The organism is Paenibacillus sp. J22P51 (assembly GCF_059692215.1).
In genome coordinates this window covers 24,878-42,910 of the sequence record NZ_JCAUAZ010000025.1, presented here as the reverse complement: position 1 = coordinate 42,910, position 18,033 = coordinate 24,878, and the positions used below count along the sequence as shown (strand labels likewise).

The following is an 18,033-nucleotide window of genomic DNA, read 5'->3' as shown; positions in this document are numbered from 1 at the left end:
CACCATCATATAACACGTATCAGCAACAATCAGCCACGATGAATCATCCGCCCGCTGGCTACCAACAGACAGGGCAAGGGGCGCAACGTCCATATTACAGCTAAAGCAATTGCTTTAGCTTTTTTTTTGCGCTTTTGTTATAATATCTCAATGGCAATCGAGCAAAAGAAGGTGATCGGATGAAGATTTTTGAGAAAGCACCGGCTAAAATTAATTTGTCTCTTGATGTTTTACATAAAAGACCCGACGGCTACCACGAAGTCGAGATGGTGATGACGATGGTGGACCTGGCGGATCGGATCGAAATGCAGGAGTTGGCGCGGGATACGATTATCATATCGAGTCAGGCGGGCTATATTCCGCTTGATGAGAAGAACCTGGCCTTTCAGGCCGCGCGTCTCATTAAGGGCCGCTACGACGTGAAGCAGGGTGTCTACATTCACTTGGACAAGCGCATTCCTGTGGCTGCAGGCTTGGCTGGTGGAAGCAGCGATGCGGCAGCAACGCTGAGAGGTCTCAACCGTCTCTGGAACCTCAACATCCCGAATGAGGAGCTTCAGGTGCTTGGCGCAGAGCTTGGCTCTGACGTGCCTTTCTGTGTGACTGGCGGGACTGCCCTTGCGACAGGTCGCGGCGAGAAGCTGGAGCATATCTCGGCTCCGCCTCAGTGCTGGGTGGTGCTGGCGAAGCCGCCGATCAATGTGTCGACTTCAGAGATCTACGGTAAGTTGAACGCGCGGGAAATTAAGCATCATCCTTCAACGGAAGGTGTGCTAAGTGCTATACGGGACAAGCAGTTTGATCGTCTGTGCAATAACCTAGGCAATGTGTTGGAAGAAGTGACACTGGATCTCTATCCAGAAGTCAGACACCTCAAGGAGTGCATGCAGCGTTTGGGTGCAGACGGTGTGTTGATGTCAGGCAGCGGGCCGACCGTATTTGGCCTTGTTTCCAAGGAGGCCAAGGTGCCGCGCATCTATAACGGACTGCGAGGCTTTTGTAAGGATGTTTACGCTGTGCGCATGCTGACATAAAGAGCCTTATTTGAGCCCCGCTATGGGGCTCTTTTTCATCTAATGGGGCATAATGGTAATGGTGGTATATAATTTTTTTTGCGCGTTACATTTGTGTGAGGTTCGTGTTAACATAATTTTCATGGTTAGCTTGAATAAATACGTATAAAAGTGGTATATTTTCATTATAATATTCGGATTTTTGGGGGTAGTGCGATGAAAAAGTTGAAAAGGAGCGCTAGGCTGGTAGAAATGACACAATATTTGTTGTTTCGCCCCCACTCGTTAATCCCTTTAACGACTTTTGCCGAGCGTTACAACTCCGCGAAATCTTCCATTAGCGAAGATCTTGCCATCATTAAAGAAGTGTTTGAAGAAGAAGGATTGGGTGAACTGAATACACTAGCCGGAGCAGCTGGAGGCGTGAAGTTTTCACCGAAGGTGCCAAAAGAAATATCCCTGAAGTTTATCCAGAACCTATGCTTGCAACTACAACAACCAGAACGGATTCTTCCGGGCGGCTATTTGTATATGTCGGATATCATGGGGCAGCCCCAGTATTTGAACGAAATTGGCAAAACCTTTGCATCCGCTTTCGCTGGTCGCGAAGTGGACGTGATTATGACTGTTGAAACGAAAGGGATACCGCTCGCTTATGCGACGGCTACCTATATGAATTTGCCTGTTGTAATTGTACGTAGAGACAGCCGGGTGACAGAAGGTTCAGCCGTTAGTATTAACTATGTGTCGGGCTCCAACAAGCGGATTCAGACGATGTCGCTTGCAAGGCGCGCACTGAAGGAAGAATCCAAAGTGCTGATCATCGATGACTTCATGCATGTTGGCGGTACGATTCATGGCATGATGGATCTGTTAGCGGAGTTTAAAGCGACAGTTCAAGGCGTAGGCGTTTTCATGGAATCCTGCGAGGCCGAGGAGCAGTTGGTGGATAACTATGTGTCATTAGCTCGGTTATATGGTGTGGACTCCAAGACGAAGCAAATTACTGTAGAGCCAGGCAACTATTTTGACGTGAAAAAAGGAGATTCGTAAAGCATGGAATTCATTTCAACATCAGCAGCACCAGCTGCTATTGGACCTTACTCACAAGCGGTTAAGTTGGGTAACCTTTTGTTTACTTCCGGACAGATCCCGTTAGGTTTGGATGGCCAAATCGTCCAGGGCGGCATCAAGGAACAGGCTATCCAAGTTTTTGCAAACTTGAAAGGCGTGCTTGAAGCAGCGGGTTCATCTTTCGGACATGTTGTGAAGGCAACTGTCTTCTTGAAGGACATGAACCAATTTGGAGAGCTTAATGAGATCTATGCAACCTACTTCGGTGACCACAAACCTGCTAGATCTACCGTTGAAGTTGCGAGATTACCCCGTGATGTTTATGTCGAAATTGAACTAATTGCTGTGATTCCTGTCGAAATTTAACAGAAACATTAAGAACACATTAAATTATCAAAAATTTCAAAAAAATAAGAAGGAATTTGCATAGAGATGTTGAATATATCACCCAAGTCTCAGAGATGGAAAAAGGTGGTGAACACAAGTGCAAATTACAGATGTAAGACTCCGCCGGGTAAACTCCGAGGGGAGGATGAAGGCGATTGCTTCTATTACCATTGATAACGAATTCGTCGTACACGACATTCGTGTCATCGATGGCAATAACGGAATGTTCGTTGCTATGCCGAGCAAGCGAACACCAGACGGTGAATTCCGCGATATCGCTCATCCGATTTCGTCCACAACTCGTGAGAAAATTCAAGCAGCAGTACTCGCTGAATATGACCGCGCAGCTGTAGAAGAGGAAGTTATTGAAGAAGGCGCATAATTCAGATTATTGAGAGAGCCCCTGGGGCTCTCTTTTCTTTTCGCAGGTAATGATGCTATATTGGGGGAAGAACTCATCGATTTAGAGATAAAGAGAGAAATTATGATATTAAAATAAAGGAGTTGGATATTCGTTGAAGCTCATGGCAATTGTATTGGCTGCAGGACAAGGGAAACGAATGAAATCAAAGCTATACAAGGTGCTTCATCCGGTTGTTGGTAAACCGATGGTGGGTCACGTTGTGGATACGCTGCAACATATAGAAGTAACGCAAACGGTCGTGGTTGTTGGATTTGGTGCGGAGGCAGTGAAAGGCTACCTAGGCGATCGTGCGCAGTATGCGCTGCAAGAGCAGCAACTTGGAACAGGTCACGCGGTGCTTCAGGCCAAGGATCTGCTTGGTGAAGAAGAAGGGATGACGGTCGTCATTTGCGGGGATACCCCTCTTATTACAGCAGCTACGCTGCAAGAGACGATTGAGCTGCACCGACAATCGGGTGCGGCAGCTACGATTTTGACAGCGAAGCTGGGTGAGCCGCAAGGCTACGGACGCATTATTCGCGGAGAAGATGGACGCGTAGCGCGGATCGTAGAGCAGAAGGATTGCACGCCAGAGGAAGCGGCGGTTCAGGAGATTAACACGGGTACGTACATTTTTGATAATCGTAAAATGTTCAAAGCGCTGGCGTCGGTTACGAACCAGAATGTACAAAACGAATACTACCTAACCGATGTGATCGGCATTATGACGAGTGCAGGTGAAGTCGTCCAAGGCTATTGTATGGCAGATCCAGCTGAATCGATTGGTGTGAATGATCGTGTGGCGTTGTCCGAAGCCGAGCAGCTGTTCAAAGCGCGGATTAACCGCGAGCATATGTTGAACGGGGTTACCATTATCGATCCGCTGAATACGTATATCGAGAAGGATGTTACGATTGGCGCAGATACGGTTCTGCTGCCAGGCACGATTTTGCGCGGAAACACACATATCGGTGAGCTTTGTACGATTGGACCGCAAACGGAAATCATCGATTCCACGATTCAGGATGAAGTGACGATTAAACAATCGGTCCTTCAAGGTGCATTTGTAGATAGCGAAACATCGGTAGGGCCATTTGCTTATTTACGACCTGGCGCTAAGCTTGGCAAGCAAGTGAAGGTAGGCGACTTCGTAGAGATTAAAAACGCGACGCTGGGTGAAGGAACGAAGGTTTCTCATTTGAGTTACGTGGGCGATGCGGTTGTTGGTACGAATGTCAACATCGGTTGCGGTGCGATAACGGTGAACTATGATGGCTTTAATAAAAACCTGACTGAAATTGGCGATAATGCGTTCGTGGGCAGCAATGTCAATTTGATCGCGCCAGTGAAAATTGGGAACGGGGCATATGTGGTTGCAGGTTCCACGATTACACATAACGTAAACGAGGGTGATCTGGCTATCGCGCGTGAGCGTCAAGAGAATAAAGCGGGCTATGCAGATAAAATCAAAGCACGGATGAAGGCGAAGAAAGAAAATAAAGGTCGTTGATAGACTCCGAGTGACTATGTGCATTGGAGTGCTTGAGCGATAGGAATGGAACCTCTTGAGGTAGGGTACGCTAGAAATATGGTGCTACCCACTCAGATTGGTTGAGGTGAAAGCGACCAGGCTGAGCGAGACCGAAAGAGGTTCTTTGTCTTACGCTAATACGCATGTTAGCGTTGTAAGACAATGGGGATGGGGTAACCCGATGACTGAGGTTCATCGTCCCAGCAATGTAAGCGCTTAATATCCGGGGCGCGAGACAAAAGTATGCTTCTTTCTGCTATAAAAGATACGATTAATCTTAACGAAATGACGGTTGTACATTTCAATGAAGCCTATATCCTTGTGCAGATTTTGATAGTATACTTGGACGGGTACGTCCGCATCGACATGATCTTGGAAATGATCATCTTCTGTAAGCTGTTGTCCATGAAGATACATCGTTCTTTTATCACCTACAGCTTTTATGGGATGGATAGCATTGGGTAACAGGTATATTGTAAACAATAACCTTTAGAAGCGGGTTCCGCAAAGGTTTTTTAGTTTATCGCTAGGGGGATTTTGAAAATTATGAAATGTTTTATCGGACTGGGAAATCCGGGAAAGCAGTATGAGCTGAATCGGCACAATGTCGGGTTCATGGCGATTGATCGCTTTGCTGCCAAATGGGGGATCACCTCTTTTCAGAATAAAGGGAAGGGGCTGCTGGCAGAAGGAAATGTAAACGGAACAAAGGTGTATTTACTCAAACCGATGACCTACATGAACCTTTCGGGTGAATCCATGCGAGCATTCCTCGATTTCTATAAAGCGAAAATCGAAGACGTCGTTATTGTCTATGATGATATGGACACAACCTTTGGACAAATTCGACTTCGGTATCAAGGGAGTCCTGGTGGACATAACGGTATTAAGTCGATTATTCAGCACGGGGGCACACAAATTTTCAATCGCATTCGGATTGGTGTAAATCGCCCGGCGCCTGGCTATAATATTGCGGATTACGTGCTGTCCAACTTCTCCAAAGAAGAGATGAAATCCATCAACGAAGTGCTGGACTTAACGTGCGACGCGATGGAGTTTAGCTTAGGGGAGTCCTTCGAGAAAACGATGGCTAAGTTTAATAAATAAACACATTCAGCCATTCTGTTGTATAAATGATGATATGTACGCGGCCTATCCGAAATGACAATGGCAGATTCGGCTAATTTCTCCGAAGAATGGTCATACTAGGATGTAATCGAATTGTCGAAGGAGGCATACATATGATCAAGTATATTTGCAGGCATTGTCATACATTTGTCGGGGAAATTAATCAGCATGCGATTACGGAGCAGCAGTTAGGCTTCCATTTCTTGACCCCTGATGAGCGTAGAGATATAATATCGTATAATACGAACGGAGATGTTACGGTTAGGGTCGTTTGCGACTATTGTCACGAGGCACTAGAAGCTAACCCGGAATTATCCCTGCTAGCCAGTCCGTTGCAATAATCATGATGAAGATGAAGAGTTAATAGCCGAGGCAAGTGTGCCGAGGCTTCTTTTTGTGAGGGGAGTGTACTTGTTTGCAAGCTTTAATTCAAGCTTTTTCTGCGGATACCGACTTTCAAACGATCGTGACAGGCCTCAAGTCCGAAATGAAAGAGCAGCTCATTGCCGGTTTAACTGGCTCCTCCAGGCAAGTGATGCTGGCCTCACTCGCGCGAGAACTTGAGCGACCGTTGTTCGTTGTTACGCACAATATGTTCGCTGCGCAAAAAATAGCGGAAGACCTCTTAGAGTGTCTATCCCCTGAAGAAGTGCTGCTCTATCCATCTCAAGAGCTTCTGACTACGGAAGAAGCAGCTTCAAGCCCGGAGATGCTAGCGCAGCGTATTGACGTTCTCACCAAACTTGCCGGCGGATACCGCGGCGTAGTCATTGCGCCATTTGCTGGCGTGAGAAGATTGCTGCCACTCAAACAAGTGTTCGAGGAATCCCGTGTAACGATTAGTGTCGGGGATACGGTTCAATTAGACGAGCTGCTAGCCAGCTTATCCAGCCTAGGCTACGAACGAGTGGAACGCGTTGAAACCAAAGGCGAAATGAGTGTGCGAGGCGGCATTCTCGATTTATTTCCATTAACGTCGGAGAATGCGATTCGGATTGAGCTTTTTGATATCGAAGTCGACTCTATTCGGACTTTCGATGTAAGTGACCAGCGGTCAATTGATAAATTAACAACGGTGACGATCCCTCCATGCCGCGAGATTCAAGCGGATAGAAAGCGGTTACAATCAGCGGCACAGCACGCGTACGAGCTGCTGCAGGCGCAGCTGGCGAAGATGACTGAACGTTCAGCCAAAGACAAGCTGTTAGAGGTCATAGGCCGCGATATTGAGCTGATGCGCGAGGGCCAGACGTTCCCAGGCATTTATAAATATATTTCTCTCCTATATACGGAAAGACAGACGCTCATGGACTACATGCCCAAAGATTCGATTCTCATTATCGACGAGCCTGCCCGCCTTCTGGAAACCGCGAAGCAGCTCGAGCGTGATGAAGCCGAGTGGATGATGCATGCATTAACTGAGGGGAAGAGCTTGCCGGCTTTTGTGCTGTCCAAATCTTACGAAACTTTACTGCACCGCAGACCGTACCCGACGTTGTATGTATCCCTTTTCCTTCGTCAGGTAGCGGGTATTCAGCCGCAAAATATCGTGAACTTTGTCTGCCGTGTGATGCAAAACTTCCATGGACAGATGAATCTGCTCAAGGCAGAAATGGAGCGCTGGAAGAAAAATGGCAGCAAGGTCATTCTGCTTGCAAATGGGGATGACCGTGCAGAGCGAGTGCGTCGCGTACTAGGTGACTACCAGATCGAAGTTCCTGAGATTGTCGATGGCAATCTGCAAACAGGCTTTGAAATGCCTTCCATCCATCTCGTTGTAATTACCGAAGGTGAAATTTTCACTCAGAAGCAGCGTAAGGCACGTAAAGTGGAGAAGAAACTCGAGAACGCGGAGCGGATCAAGAGCTATCAAGAGCTGAAGGTCGGTGACTATGTCGTTCACGTGAACCACGGGATTGGGAAATATGTAGGCATCGGCACCTTAGAGGTCGGCGGGATTCATAAGGATTATCTGCATATTATGTACGCCGGCGGCGATAAGCTGTCTGTTCCGATTGATCAGATTGATTTGATTCAAAAGTATGTCGGTTCCGAAGAGAAAGAACCGAAGGTATATAAGCTCGGCGGCGCAGATTGGGCACGCGTGAAGAGCAAAGCTCGCGCATCTGTCAAAGATATTGCAGATGAGCTGATTAAGCTGTATGCCGAGCGCCAAGCCGCGACCGGATACGGATTTAGCAAAGACAGCTCCTACCAGAATGAGTTCGAAGCCATGTTCCCTTACGATGAAACGCGGGATCAGCTTCGCGCCATTGAGGAAATCAAAACTGATATGGAAAAAGCACGTCCCATGGATCGGTTGCTATGCGGCGACGTTGGCTATGGTAAAACGGAGGTTGCTGTCCGTGCAGCTTTCAAGGCGGCGATTGACGGGAAGCAGGTTGCTGTTCTCGTGCCAACGACGATTTTGGCGCAGCAGCATTATGAAACATTCCGTGAGCGCTTCTCCGGCTATCCGTTCAATGTGAAGGTATTAAGTCGTTTCCGTTCCAAGAAGGAACAGACGGAGGTTATGAAAGGGGTCAAGAAGGGCGTCGTGGATGTCGTGATTGGGACCCATCGCCTCTTGTCACAAGATATTCAGTTCAAGGATCTGGGCTTGCTTATCGTCGATGAGGAGCAGCGTTTTGGCGTGTCCCACAAGGAGAAGCTCAAGCGACTTAAGACGAACGTGGACGTGCTCACGCTAACCGCGACACCAATTCCAAGAACCTTGCATATGTCCATGCTGGGCGTCCGTGACTTATCCGTTATTGAAACGCCGCCAGAGAACCGTTTCCCGGTTCAGACCTATGTGGTGGAATATGGACCGACGCTGGTTAGAGAAGCCATCGAACGTGAATTGGCGCGTGAAGGGCAAGTGTACTACCTTTACAATCGAGTACAAGGCATTACACAAATAGCCGATCAAATCTCGATGATGATTCCGGATGCACGGGTAACCGTAGCACATGGTCAAATGGGCGAGCAGGAGCTCGAGAAGACGATTCTCGATTTCTTGGACGGGGAGTATGATGTTCTCGTCAGCACGAGCATTATTGAGACCGGCGTAGATATCCCGAATGTGAATACCCTTATTGTTCATGATGCTGATAAAATGGGGCTTTCCCAGCTCTATCAGCTGCGCGGACGTGTAGGTCGGTCGAATCGCGTTGCTTATGCTTATTTCACGTATCAGCGTGATAAAGTGCTGACAGAAGTAGCCGAGAAACGACTTCAAGCGATTAAAGAGTTTACAGAACTAGGTTCAGGCTTTAAAATTGCGATGAGGGACTTATCCATTCGTGGCGCAGGAAACTTATTGGGTGCTGAGCAGCACGGCTTCATTGCATCCGTCGGCTTTGATTTGTATTCGCAAATGCTTGCCGAGGAAATTGCTAAGCTGAAGCTGGAAATAGATGGAGAAGCGGTCATTCCAGAACCGGAATGGCATACTTCGATCGATATTCAATTGGACGCGTATTTGCCATCTGATTACATCTATGACAGCATGCAGAAAATCGAAATTTACAAAAAAGTGGCCGCCATTCGTACGCTGGAAGAAGCCGCGGACCTGCATGATGAGCTTGTTGATCGCTTCGGTGATCTGCCGCAGGCCGTGTTCAACCTACTGACAGTGGCTCGTTTGAAAGCATACGGTTCGGATTACCGGATTGAAACGATTAGCCAAAAAGGGGAGGATTACCTAATCAAGGTGCATATCGACCAGAATGGCAGGCTGGATGGCCAGAAGCTGCTTGCTTTGTCCAAAGGCTTTGATGGTCGTATCAAATTGAACGCAGATCCGCAGCTACTTATTGTTATCCGCTTTAAAGGTATGAAGCCGGAAGCCTCCATCGAATTGTTGGAGAAATTCTTGGTACAATATAAGGATGTTCTGAAAACGAAAGGGGAATTACAGGATGTTGCCAAATGAAACTAGCAGACAACGACTTACTTCGAAAAAATGGATATTAGGTTTGGTGACAGTAGTCCTTGCATTTTCTGTCCTCAGCGCGTGCGGAAGCAAAAAGGAAGGCGCTGCAACAGCTTCGCCTTCCGCTTCAGCGGCTGCTAAAGGTAATCCAAGTGATATTATTGCTACGTACAAAGAAGGCGGGAAAATTACACGCGGTGAATTCGATTCATTCATCAACGTAAATAAAATGTTCTCCCCGCAGTTAGCTCAATACTTGGCAGACCCAGCTTTTCAACAAGATATGTTGAAGCAAATGGTTACTTTCCGTGTTCTTGCCGCTAAAGCGGATGATAAAGTGAAAGCGGATGCTGACAAACAAGTAACGGAGCAAATGAAAGCTATCACAGACTACTTCGGCAAGCAAGAAGGCGGAATGGACAAGCAGTTGAAAGACAACGGTATCGAATTGAAAGATATCGAGTCCCTGATGAAATTAAGCTTCTACACAATGGGCAGTATGGAAAGTAAAATCACGGACCAAGCGGTTCAAGATGCTTATAAAGAACAAGCGGCAGCACATGCGTTTGACGTTGCAACCGTTAGCCACATATTGATCTCCTTGAAAGATTCCGCAACACAAGCAGATCTTCGTACGAAGGATGAAGCGCTGAAAAGAGCGAAAGAAGTGAAAGCGAAGCTGGATGCAGGCGGCGATTTCGCAGCGCTTGCGAAAGAGTATTCCGATGATCCAGGTTCCAAAGATGTTGGCGGCACCTACAAAGATGCTGACATTAATCAATGGGTAACTGAGTTCAAGGATGCGGCTAGCACGCTTCCATTGAATAAAATCAGTGATCCAGTAGAATCCACTTTCGGATACCACGTGATGAAAGTTGAATCCAGAAGCACAAAGCAATTGGATGATACGCTTAAAACACAAATCAAATCTCAGCTTGCTGAGAAATCCTTGTCTGAGTTTGCAGAAACAGAATACCCGAAATTGATCGAAACGAATAACCTTCCGAAACCAGAAGCAGCAACCCCTGCACCAGCGGCAAGTCCAGCAGCTAGCCCTGCGGCAAGCCCAGCTGCAAAGTAAGAACTTACCAGGATGTCCGATTATGGGCATCCTGTTTTTATTTGTTATTTTTGGACATGATAAGCGCAGCAGGATGCAGAGCTAAATAAAGTAAATTGCTTAGTCGAGGCGTCTGCATAGAAGAATGGGAAGTGAAGAATACTATGGATAGATTTCAAGTTCCCACCAAATCCCGATCTAGCATACAAGGTTTCATGCTCGTGTCGTATCTAATTCGAAAGCGGAAAGTGAGGCATCTAGAGGTATGAAAGCAACTGGAATTGTCCGTCGGATAGATGATTTAGGGAGAGTTGTAATCCCCAAGGAAATACGGCGCACCCTACGCATTCGTGAAGGTGACCCTTTGGAAATTTTCGTGGATCGTGATGGAGAAGTCATTCTGAAGAAATATTCACCGATTGGTGAGCTTGGTGATTTTGCGAAGGAATATGCCGAGTCGTTATTTGAAAGTACCAATCATGTAGCCTTGATTTCGGATAGAGATCATATTATTGCCATGGCTGGCGGATCTAAAAAAGATTATTTAGAGAAATCCGTAGGGGCGATCATTGAGTCTTGTATGGAAAACCGTAAGGCTGTCATTGAAAGCAGCTCGGGGCAATTTGAGATCATTAAAGATACCAATGAAACCTTCACTTCCTTCGTAGCTGCACCGATTGTGGCGGGAGGCGATCCCATTGGTTCGGTTATCCTGATTTCGAAGGACGAGAATGTGAAAATGGGGAACATGGAAGTTAAAATGGTCGAGACTGCAGCTGGATTTCTAGCGAAGCAGATGGAGCAATGAACACATAATCCAAAACGAAGGCTTCCTTACGGAGATGGTGACCCATCTGTAAGCGAAGCTTTTTTTGTCTGAACTGGCAAATTTCGCTATAATACGTACATAGGTAAGGAATCCGATAGTGTAGAGGGGTAACTCGAATGGGAGTGGGTGACAAGGATCGAGATCGTCATCAGGTCGACCGGCTCCAGAGGCATGGTAACGGTAAACAGGGAAGCAAGCTGTTAAAAGGTGCTGCCTTGCTTGGGGCTGCTGCGGTGCTCTCCAAGTTATTAGGGACGCTGCAGAAGATTCCTTTGCAAAACGTCGCCGGGGATGTAGCTTTTGGTATTTATAATGCGGTCTATCCGCTCTATATTTTGATCTTATTTGCAGCAACCGCTGGGTTTCCAGTCGCTGTGTCTAAATTTGTAGCTGAACGCGTCATGGATGAGGATCATGCTGGCGCGAAGCGGATTGTGGTTGTCTCATCTGCGCTGCTAATGAGTGCAGGGCTTCTCTTTTTTCTTCTGTTGTATTTGGGCGCGGAGACGATTGCGGGTTGGATTGGTATTTCTCAAACCGCAACAGCGATCCGCAGTGTATCATTTGCACTGCTCCTTTCCCCAGTTCTTGCTGTCCTGCGGGGATATTTTCAAGGGTATCAAAACATGGTGCCAACCGCGTTGTCGCAAGTCATTGAACAGCTTATTCGTGTAATAACGATGGTCGCGTTACTGCTGTATATGGTCGCTCTTGCCTATGATGAGGCATGGATCGCAGCTGGAGCCACGTTTGGCTCTGTGACGGGTGCTGGAGCTGGTCTAGTGGTGATGGCCGTGTATTGGCGGAAAGAGCGGCGGGTGGAACGAGAGAAGCGTGTGAAGGCAGACTTGCCGACGTATAGGGAGCTAGAGGCTGGAACGGGACAAGGGTCAGAGCAGGAGGCGAGGAAAGCGATAGCAGCCGGCTTAGAGGCCGAGCAAGTGATCTCATCTTGGCAATGGGCGAAACGGATTACGTTGTATGCGATCCCCGTATGCCTAGGAGCTATTGTCGTGCCGTTACTCACGCTTGTGGATACGTTCACCATACCTCGTTTGTTGGAAGCTTCGATCGGCAGCGAGCTGGAGGCTATGCGCCAGTTCGGTCTCTACAACCGTGGGCTTCCACTCGTGCAGCTGGTCGTCATGGTGGCGTCCTCGATGTCAGCCGTCTTAGTGCCGGCCATAGCGGAAGCTAAGGTAAGAGGGCATATGGATCTGATCCGCTTTCGAGCCGAAATGTCTGTTAGGCTCGCGTGGCTGATCGGGCTCGGCGCCTCGTTTGGACTCGCGTTCTTGGCGGTGCCGATCAACATGATGCTCTATACGAGCGATGAGGCGAGCTGGACGATGGCCGTATTGGCCTTCACGGCCTTGTTTAGTACCCTGAACGCTGTCAGCGCCAGCGTTCTCCAAGGCGCCGGCGCAATTCGCACGCCGGCCAAGGCCCTGCTCGTTGCCATCGTGCTGAAAGCACTCGGCAACGTCGTGTTGATGCCCCGCTGGGGCATCGACGGCGCCGCGCTCAGCGCGGTGATCGCCTACGCCGCTGCCGCGGGGCTGAACCTGGTGCAGCTGCGCCGCAGCACCGGGGTGCGCTTCGCGCTGCGGCCGTACGCCGTCAGTCCCGCGCTGGGCGTGGGACTGATGGGCGGCGGCCTCGCAGCGCTGCAAGGGCTGGCCATGCTAGCTAGCGCGGCATGGCATGTGCCTGAGCGATGGAGCGCTAGCGCCATCGCTTTGGTTGGCGTAGCCGGCGGCGCGGCCGTCTACGCGCTTGCGCTGCTGCGCAGCGGCAGCGTCAGCCGCGAGGAGCTGCGGCTGATGCCGGAGCTGGACCGGAAGCTGGCGCCGGTCCTGGCGAAGCTGCGGCCGCGGAAGAATGATCAGTAGCAGCGGGGATCTGTTGTTCAAACTATGGAGAAGCTTGATAATGCTGTATTTCATACAACATTATTGAGTTGAATTGGCGTATGTCTCGCTTATGTTGTATTCTGTACAACAATTTTAGCTCAGAATCAGCCGATAGTGTTCAGTTCGGGCAGAGATGTTGTACAAAGTACAACATCTCTGCCCAAAAGCATGTGAATCACGATTTCATGTTGTACAAAGTACAACTCGATGAAGATAACTGGCGTATTTCGCCGCATTAATTCCTATAACCAGTAATCAGGAGGTGTCACCCTATGTCAACCAATAACCCGCGAATTACCGTCCTTGGACTCGGGACCGGAGACGAAGATCAATTAACCTTAGGCGTATGGAAAAAGCTCCAACTAGCGGCAAAGTCGCAAGCGAAACTATTCCTACGGACGAAAGATCACCCTATGGTGCAACTGCTGGATGCCAACGATATCCCCTACGAGACGTTTGACGCGAACTACATGTCGAATGAGTCGTTTGAAGGCGTATACGCCTCTATTGCAGAGGAACTCAAACAATCAGCGAAGAGAGAGTCCGTCGAAGTACTGTACGCTGTCCCTGGTCATCCTATGGTGGCGGAATACACGGTTCAGCTTTTGAAACAAAATTGCCCTGTGGAAGGTATCAATCTCCAGATCACAGGTGGCGAGAGCTTCTTAGACCAAGCATTCCTGCGCTTCGGCTTTGACCCGATTGATGGCTTTCAATTGCTCGATGCGACAAGCCTTAGCCGCTATGCGTTGAATCCACAGCTGCATACCGTGATTGGTCAAGTGTACGATACGTATACGGCATCTGATCTGAAAATTAGCCTTATGGATGCCTATCCAGACGAATACAAGGTTGTTGTTGGTCACTCCTTGGGGGTTACAGGTCAGGAGCAGATCATAGAGGTGCCTCTCCACGAGCTGGATCATGTCAAAGGCTATGGCAATCTGTCACTTGTTTGGGTGCCTCGCAGTGAGCAGCAGGAGCCATACTATCGGACATTTGGCAAGCTGCATGAAATTGTGCAAACCCTGCGCAGTCCAGAAGGCTGCCCATGGGATCGTGAACAGACACATGAGAGTCTACGCAAGAATCTGATTGAAGAAGCCTACGAAGTGCTCGAAACCATTGATGAAGATGATCCGGATCATATGTGCGAGGAGCTTGGCGATCTGCTTTTACAAGTGATGCTGCATGCGCAAATGGAAGAGGAAATCGGGACTTTCACGGTGTACGATGTGATTTCCACCTTGAACGAGAAGTTGATTCGCCGTCATCCACATGTGTTTGGGGAGTCAAAGGCAGAGGATGCCGATGAGGCGTTGGTTAACTGGAATGCGATCAAGGTAGAAGAGAAGCGGAAGAAAGGCATCGATGTCACGAAGCAATCTGTGCTGGACGGTATTCCGCGTGAGCTGCCAGGCTTGATGAAGGCGATGAAACTGCAGAAGAAGGCGGCAACGGTCGGTTTTGACTGGACAGAGCTAGATGATGTGCTTGCCAAGGTGGAAGAGGAGCTGGCTGAACTGCGCGAAGCGATTGCGTTAGGGGAGGAAGACGGGGCTCAGGAGCGTCGTGACGAGCTGGGGGATGTCCTCTTTTCTATCGTCAATGTTGCTAGATTCCTCAAGGTAGATCCAGAAGAAGCGCTAGCCCAAACGAATCGAAAATTTATGCAAAGATTTTCATATATTGAGGAACAGCTACGTTTAAAGGGGTTATCTTTTGAACAAACTGGGTTATCAGAGATGGAAAAATACTGGCAGGAAGCAAAAAAGTTATAAAACTTGATCAACGCTAGAAGGATTTTGCCGAAAAAAGCAGAATACTAGACTTGTTGCAAGGTAAAATCATGAAATGTAACCACAGTTGGTACATAGAAGACCTGATCTTCAAACATTTTGGGAGGTAAAGAAAACACATGAACAAAACAGATTTGATCAACAACATTGCAGAAAAAAGCGGACTTACTAAGAAAGACGTAGAAGTTGTCCTTAACGGATTCCTTGGTGAAGTGACAGACGCTCTTTCATCCGGAGATAAAGTTCAATTGATCGGTTTCGGTACATTTGAAACTCGCAAACGTTCCGGCCGTACAGGTCGCAACCCGCAAACGGGTAACCCAATCGAAATCGCAGAATCCAATGTTCCTGCTTTCAAAGCGGGCAATAAGCTAAAAGACGCTGTAAAATAATGCGGATCGATAAATTTCTCAAAGTATCTCGTCTGATCAAACGCCGTACGGTTGCGAAGGATGTGTCCGATCAAGGGCGCGTGTGGATTAACGGTAGAGACGCTAAAGCGAGTACGCATGTGAAAGTTGGAGATGAGCTGTCTATTCAGTTCGGTCAAAAGAAAGTAACGATCCGCGTGGAGCTTCTCACGGAGTCTACCCGTAAGGAAGACGCCGCGCAGATGTACACGTTGCTGAAGGAAGAAGCCTTCCAATCCGAATAACGCATCAACGATGAAGTAGCCTGGGATTCCTGCAGAGGGGATTTCTGGCTACTTTTTTTGTCTGCATAAGATGCGAGGCTTGGTTCTAAAAAAGGACATCCCCCCATATCGTAAGATTAGGTGAAGGAGGGGTACAGGCCATGATCGAACCCGTGAAAAACAATAATAAAAGGCAAGAAATTAAGATGCTGAATCGCAAGCTCTTGGAAATATCGGGAGTTTTGAACGTAGAAAGCTTTGATAGCGAAGAATTCCTCCTAGAAACGGAAATGGGCTACTTGATGATTAAGGGGCAGAATTTGCACATCAAGAACTTGAGCTTGGAGCAAGGATTAGTCGCCATTGAAGGTATTATTCATGAATTAGCCTATGTGGACGGGAATACCCAGGAGAAATCCAAAGGGTTTCTTGGTAAGCTATTTAAGTGACGCTTCACGTTCAATTTCATACGATTTTTATGATGTTCCTGAGTGGAATTTGCATAGGGGCTATGTTCGATGTATTCCATGTACTCTCGGGCAAGCTGCGATTGCCGCGATGGACCATTCCGATTGTGGATAGTATCTATTGGATTGTGGCGACAATCCTGGTGTTCAAGATGCTCATTTACAGTAACGAAGGACAAGTTCGGATTTTCATATTCCTCGGCATGGGGATCGGTATTAGCTTCTATTTCGCTCTCCTTAGCCCGCTTGTTATCCGCCTTACACTCGTTCTCATTCGAATTATTGTAGCGATTTACCGCTTCCTTACGAAGACTGTCGAAATTCTAATCATTAAACCGATTATTGGCTTATATCGTCTAACGGTGATAATTTTAGGCTTTTTGCTGGCCGTAGCTATATTCCTTTACAGAATTGTGCTACAATTGCTATATCCTGTGTGGAGATTATTCCTCTGGATGACTAAGCCTGTGCACAAGTACTTGGTAATCCCTGACTGGTTGAAGAAACTGAAGGGCCGTATCATAGCGCTTTATCGCAGGATATTCTCGAAGTAGGAGGAATTCCTATTCATGCATGCTCAAGCAACCGTTTCAACCAAGCGCATCAGTCGGGAAGGCTCGAAGCGAAGACTGCGTATCCTTTTGATCATCGTCTTATGTTTTCTGAGCTGGGCTGCTGTTAACATCTGGGGGCAGTTCGCCAAGCTGCACGAGAAGAAAAGTGTCGTAGCGAATATGGAGCAACAACTCGTCGAGGCGCAGAAGGTAAATGCCCAAACGACGAAGGAAATCGCACGGCTGCATAACGACGAATATTTGGATCAGATCATTCGTCGGGACTTTCATTACAGTAAAACGGGAGAGACGACACTAAGTGTCTCGAAGTCGCAATAAAAAACGTTACGAAGAAGTGGCGAATGCCTTGTTGACCGTGGTTTCTGCATCGGTTATAATCGGCGTAGCCAGTGTTTTCAACATTTTAAGGGAGGAACATTTTACTTTATGGCAATTGAAGTTGGCACCAAGTTAGAGGGAAGAGTGACGGGGATTACTCACTTTGGAGCATTCGTCGAGCTTGCTGAAGGAGTTACCGGTCTTGTTCACATTTCGGAGATCGCGGACAATTATGTGAAGGACGTTAATGACCACTTGAAGCTAGAAGACAAGGTAACGGTCAAAGTAATTAACGTGGACAAGGATGGCAAGATCGGACTGTCGATCAAGCAAACGATTGACAAGCCAGTTGAGGAAAGACCAGCTCGTCCTGAACGTACAGGTGGCAGCAGCTATCAAGGTCGCCCTAGTGGAGATCGTCCAAGTGGCGGTTACCAAGGTGGTCGCCCAAGCGGTGGCGGCGATCGTAGTGGTCCTCCAAGCGGTGGCACAGGTGGTGGTGGCGGTCGTCCAGGTGGCGGCGGTGGCTTCAATCGTGGTGGCGGCGGTGGTGGTCGCGGCGGCTTTAACAAGCAGCAAGGCGGTGCTAGACCGTTTTCGTTCGAAGATAAAGTATCTCGTTTCCTAAAAGATAGTGAAGAGCGGATTTCGTCCTTGAAGAAGAACACCGAGTCCAAACGCGGTGGCCGAGGCGGAAGAAGAGACTAATAGATGCAGATGATGGACCACATTCGCTGAGGCGGATGTGGTTTTTTCTTTGCCTTGCGTGACAAGTCGCGCAAAACCATACAAAACAATCGACATGGAGTTACGGGTATCTCCCCCATACGCGGGGCGAAAGTTCGAGGTAATCAGACTTTTGGAAACGTTTTCAATATGGTAAACCTAGAGTAGGCAAGGGCTGGGACCTGTTGACAAGGAGTTCGGGACATGTCGGAAATTTCTTTTAATCTATCAACTCATTC

19 protein-coding genes are annotated in these 18,033 nt (G+C 48.0%); all 19 read left to right on the top strand.

Annotated features, from left to right (window positions below):
* Window positions 1–179: 179 nt before the first annotated feature.
* The 19 genes from ispE to AC58QC_RS29045 all read left to right on the top strand — a co-directional run bounded on the left by ispE (window position 180) and on the right by AC58QC_RS29045 (window position 17,776).
* Entirely contained in the window at window positions 180–1,034 is an 855-nt protein-coding gene (gene ispE / locus AC58QC_RS29135; protein WP_497418514.1) for a 4-(cytidine 5'-diphospho)-2-C-methyl-D-erythritol kinase, read from the top strand.
* Window positions 1,035–1,229: 195 nt separating this feature from the next.
* The gene (gene purR, locus AC58QC_RS29130; RefSeq protein ID WP_497418513.1) at window positions 1,230–2,066 is read left to right on the top strand and encodes a pur operon repressor; all 837 of its coding nucleotides are present in this window, start codon (window positions 1,230–1,232) and stop codon (window positions 2,064–2,066) included.
* A 3-nt stretch (window positions 2,067–2,069) separates the two neighbouring features.
* Complete coding sequence (locus AC58QC_RS29125; RefSeq protein ID WP_497418512.1) at window positions 2,070–2,453, top strand: RidA family protein; 384 nt, start codon at window positions 2,070–2,072, stop codon at window positions 2,451–2,453.
* A 118-nt stretch (window positions 2,454–2,571) separates the two neighbouring features.
* Window positions 2,572–2,856: a septation regulator SpoVG gene (spoVG, locus tag AC58QC_RS29120; protein WP_028557369.1), complete on the top strand. Its 285-nt coding sequence runs from the start codon at window positions 2,572–2,574 to the stop codon at window positions 2,854–2,856.
* A 133-nt stretch (window positions 2,857–2,989) separates the two neighbouring features.
* Complete coding sequence (gene glmU / locus AC58QC_RS29115; protein WP_497418511.1) at window positions 2,990–4,387, top strand: bifunctional UDP-N-acetylglucosamine diphosphorylase/glucosamine-1-phosphate N-acetyltransferase GlmU; 1,398 nt, start codon at window positions 2,990–2,992, stop codon at window positions 4,385–4,387.
* Window positions 4,388–4,651: 264 nt separating this feature from the next.
* Entirely contained in the window at window positions 4,652–4,873 is a 222-nt protein-coding gene (locus AC58QC_RS29110) for a hypothetical protein (protein ID WP_497418510.1), read from the top strand.
* An 81-nt stretch (window positions 4,874–4,954) separates the two neighbouring features.
* Window positions 4,955–5,515: an aminoacyl-tRNA hydrolase gene (gene pth, locus AC58QC_RS29105; RefSeq protein WP_497418509.1), complete on the top strand. Its 561-nt coding sequence runs from the start codon at window positions 4,955–4,957 to the stop codon at window positions 5,513–5,515.
* Window positions 5,516–5,649: 134 nt separating this feature from the next.
* The gene (gene fin, locus AC58QC_RS29100) at window positions 5,650–5,877 is read left to right on the top strand and encodes an anti-sigma-F factor Fin (RefSeq protein WP_310502535.1); all 228 of its coding nucleotides are present in this window, start codon (window positions 5,650–5,652) and stop codon (window positions 5,875–5,877) included.
* 74 nt (window positions 5,878–5,951) lie between these two features.
* Window positions 5,952–9,473, top strand: a complete 3,522-nt coding sequence (gene mfd / locus AC58QC_RS29095; protein WP_497418508.1) for a transcription-repair coupling factor — start codon at window positions 5,952–5,954, stop codon at window positions 9,471–9,473.
* Window positions 9,460–10,554: a peptidylprolyl isomerase gene (locus AC58QC_RS29090; RefSeq protein WP_497418507.1), complete on the top strand. Its 1,095-nt coding sequence runs from the start codon at window positions 9,460–9,462 to the stop codon at window positions 10,552–10,554. The genes mfd and AC58QC_RS29090 overlap by 14 nt, the downstream gene beginning before the upstream one ends.
* 244 nt (window positions 10,555–10,798) lie before the next feature.
* Window positions 10,799–11,341 (top strand): stage V sporulation protein T, encoded by a 543-nt coding sequence (gene spoVT / locus AC58QC_RS29085; protein ID WP_056617966.1) that lies wholly within the window; start codon window positions 10,799–10,801, stop codon window positions 11,339–11,341.
* A gap of 137 nt (window positions 11,342–11,478) precedes the next feature.
* On the top strand, window positions 11,479–13,254 hold the full coding sequence (locus AC58QC_RS29080; RefSeq protein ID WP_497418506.1) for a putative polysaccharide biosynthesis protein: 1,776 nt from the start codon (window positions 11,479–11,481) through the stop codon (window positions 13,252–13,254).
* 293 nt (window positions 13,255–13,547) lie between these two features.
* Window positions 13,548–15,056: a bifunctional methyltransferase/pyrophosphohydrolase YabN gene (yabN, locus tag AC58QC_RS29075; protein WP_497418505.1), complete on the top strand. Its 1,509-nt coding sequence runs from the start codon at window positions 13,548–13,550 to the stop codon at window positions 15,054–15,056.
* Between the two features lie 137 nt (window positions 15,057–15,193).
* Window positions 15,194–15,466 carry an HU family DNA-binding protein gene (locus tag AC58QC_RS29070; protein ID WP_028557378.1) on the top strand — a complete coding sequence of 91 codons (273 nt, stop codon included), beginning with the start codon at window positions 15,194–15,196 and terminating at the stop codon, window positions 15,464–15,466.
* Window positions 15,466–15,729, top strand: a complete 264-nt coding sequence (locus AC58QC_RS29065) for an RNA-binding S4 domain-containing protein (RefSeq protein WP_057313307.1) — start codon at window positions 15,466–15,468, stop codon at window positions 15,727–15,729. Before AC58QC_RS29070 ends, AC58QC_RS29065 begins: the two co-directional genes overlap by 1 nt.
* A gap of 140 nt (window positions 15,730–15,869) precedes the next feature.
* Window positions 15,870–16,157 carry a sporulation protein YabP gene (gene yabP, locus AC58QC_RS29060; protein WP_028557380.1) on the top strand — a complete coding sequence of 96 codons (288 nt, stop codon included), beginning with the start codon at window positions 15,870–15,872 and terminating at the stop codon, window positions 16,155–16,157.
* The gene (yabQ, locus tag AC58QC_RS29055) at window positions 16,154–16,729 is read left to right on the top strand and encodes a spore cortex biosynthesis protein YabQ (RefSeq protein ID WP_497418504.1); all 576 of its coding nucleotides are present in this window, start codon (window positions 16,154–16,156) and stop codon (window positions 16,727–16,729) included. The genes yabP and yabQ overlap by 4 nt, the downstream gene beginning before the upstream one ends.
* 15 nt (window positions 16,730–16,744) lie before the next feature.
* Window positions 16,745–17,068, top strand: coding sequence for an FtsB family cell division protein (locus AC58QC_RS29050; protein WP_497418503.1), 324 nt, complete (start codon window positions 16,745–16,747; stop codon window positions 17,066–17,068).
* Between the two features lie 108 nt (window positions 17,069–17,176).
* Entirely contained in the window at window positions 17,177–17,776 is a 600-nt protein-coding gene (locus AC58QC_RS29045; protein ID WP_497348957.1) for a S1 domain-containing RNA-binding protein, read from the top strand.
* Window positions 17,777–18,033: the final 257 nt, after the last annotated feature.

Bases quoted from the DNA above. Each gene is read 5' to 3' on its own strand.
- AC58QC_RS29110 (WP_497418510.1), top strand. From the start codon at position 4,652: ATGCTTCTTTCTGCTATAAAAGATACGATTAATCTTAACGAAATGACG.
- yabP (WP_028557380.1), top strand. From the start codon at position 15,870: ATGATCGAACCCGTGAAAAACAATAATAAAAGGCAAGAAATTAAGATG.
- AC58QC_RS29090 (WP_497418507.1), top strand. From the start codon at position 9,460: ATGTTGCCAAATGAAACTAGCAGACAACGACTTACTTCGAAAAAATGG.
- AC58QC_RS29125 (WP_497418512.1), top strand. From the start codon at position 2,070: ATGGAATTCATTTCAACATCAGCAGCACCAGCTGCTATTGGACCTTAC.
- AC58QC_RS29050 (WP_497418503.1), top strand. From the start codon at position 16,745: ATGCATGCTCAAGCAACCGTTTCAACCAAGCGCATCAGTCGGGAAGGC.
- spoVT (WP_056617966.1), top strand. From the start codon at position 10,799: ATGAAAGCAACTGGAATTGTCCGTCGGATAGATGATTTAGGGAGAGTT.
- AC58QC_RS29045 (WP_497348957.1), top strand. From the start codon at position 17,177: ATGGCAATTGAAGTTGGCACCAAGTTAGAGGGAAGAGTGACGGGGATT.
- AC58QC_RS29070 (WP_028557378.1), top strand. From the start codon at position 15,194: ATGAACAAAACAGATTTGATCAACAACATTGCAGAAAAAAGCGGACTT.
- pth (WP_497418509.1), top strand. From the start codon at position 4,955: ATGAAATGTTTTATCGGACTGGGAAATCCGGGAAAGCAGTATGAGCTG.
- AC58QC_RS29065 (WP_057313307.1), top strand. From the start codon at position 15,466: ATGCGGATCGATAAATTTCTCAAAGTATCTCGTCTGATCAAACGCCGT.
- purR (WP_497418513.1), top strand. From the start codon at position 1,230: ATGAAAAAGTTGAAAAGGAGCGCTAGGCTGGTAGAAATGACACAATAT.
- yabN (WP_497418505.1), top strand. From the start codon at position 13,548: ATGTCAACCAATAACCCGCGAATTACCGTCCTTGGACTCGGGACCGGA.
- ispE (WP_497418514.1), top strand. From the start codon at position 180: ATGAAGATTTTTGAGAAAGCACCGGCTAAAATTAATTTGTCTCTTGAT.
- AC58QC_RS29080 (WP_497418506.1), top strand. From the start codon at position 11,479: ATGGGAGTGGGTGACAAGGATCGAGATCGTCATCAGGTCGACCGGCTC.
- fin (WP_310502535.1), top strand. From the start codon at position 5,650: ATGATCAAGTATATTTGCAGGCATTGTCATACATTTGTCGGGGAAATT.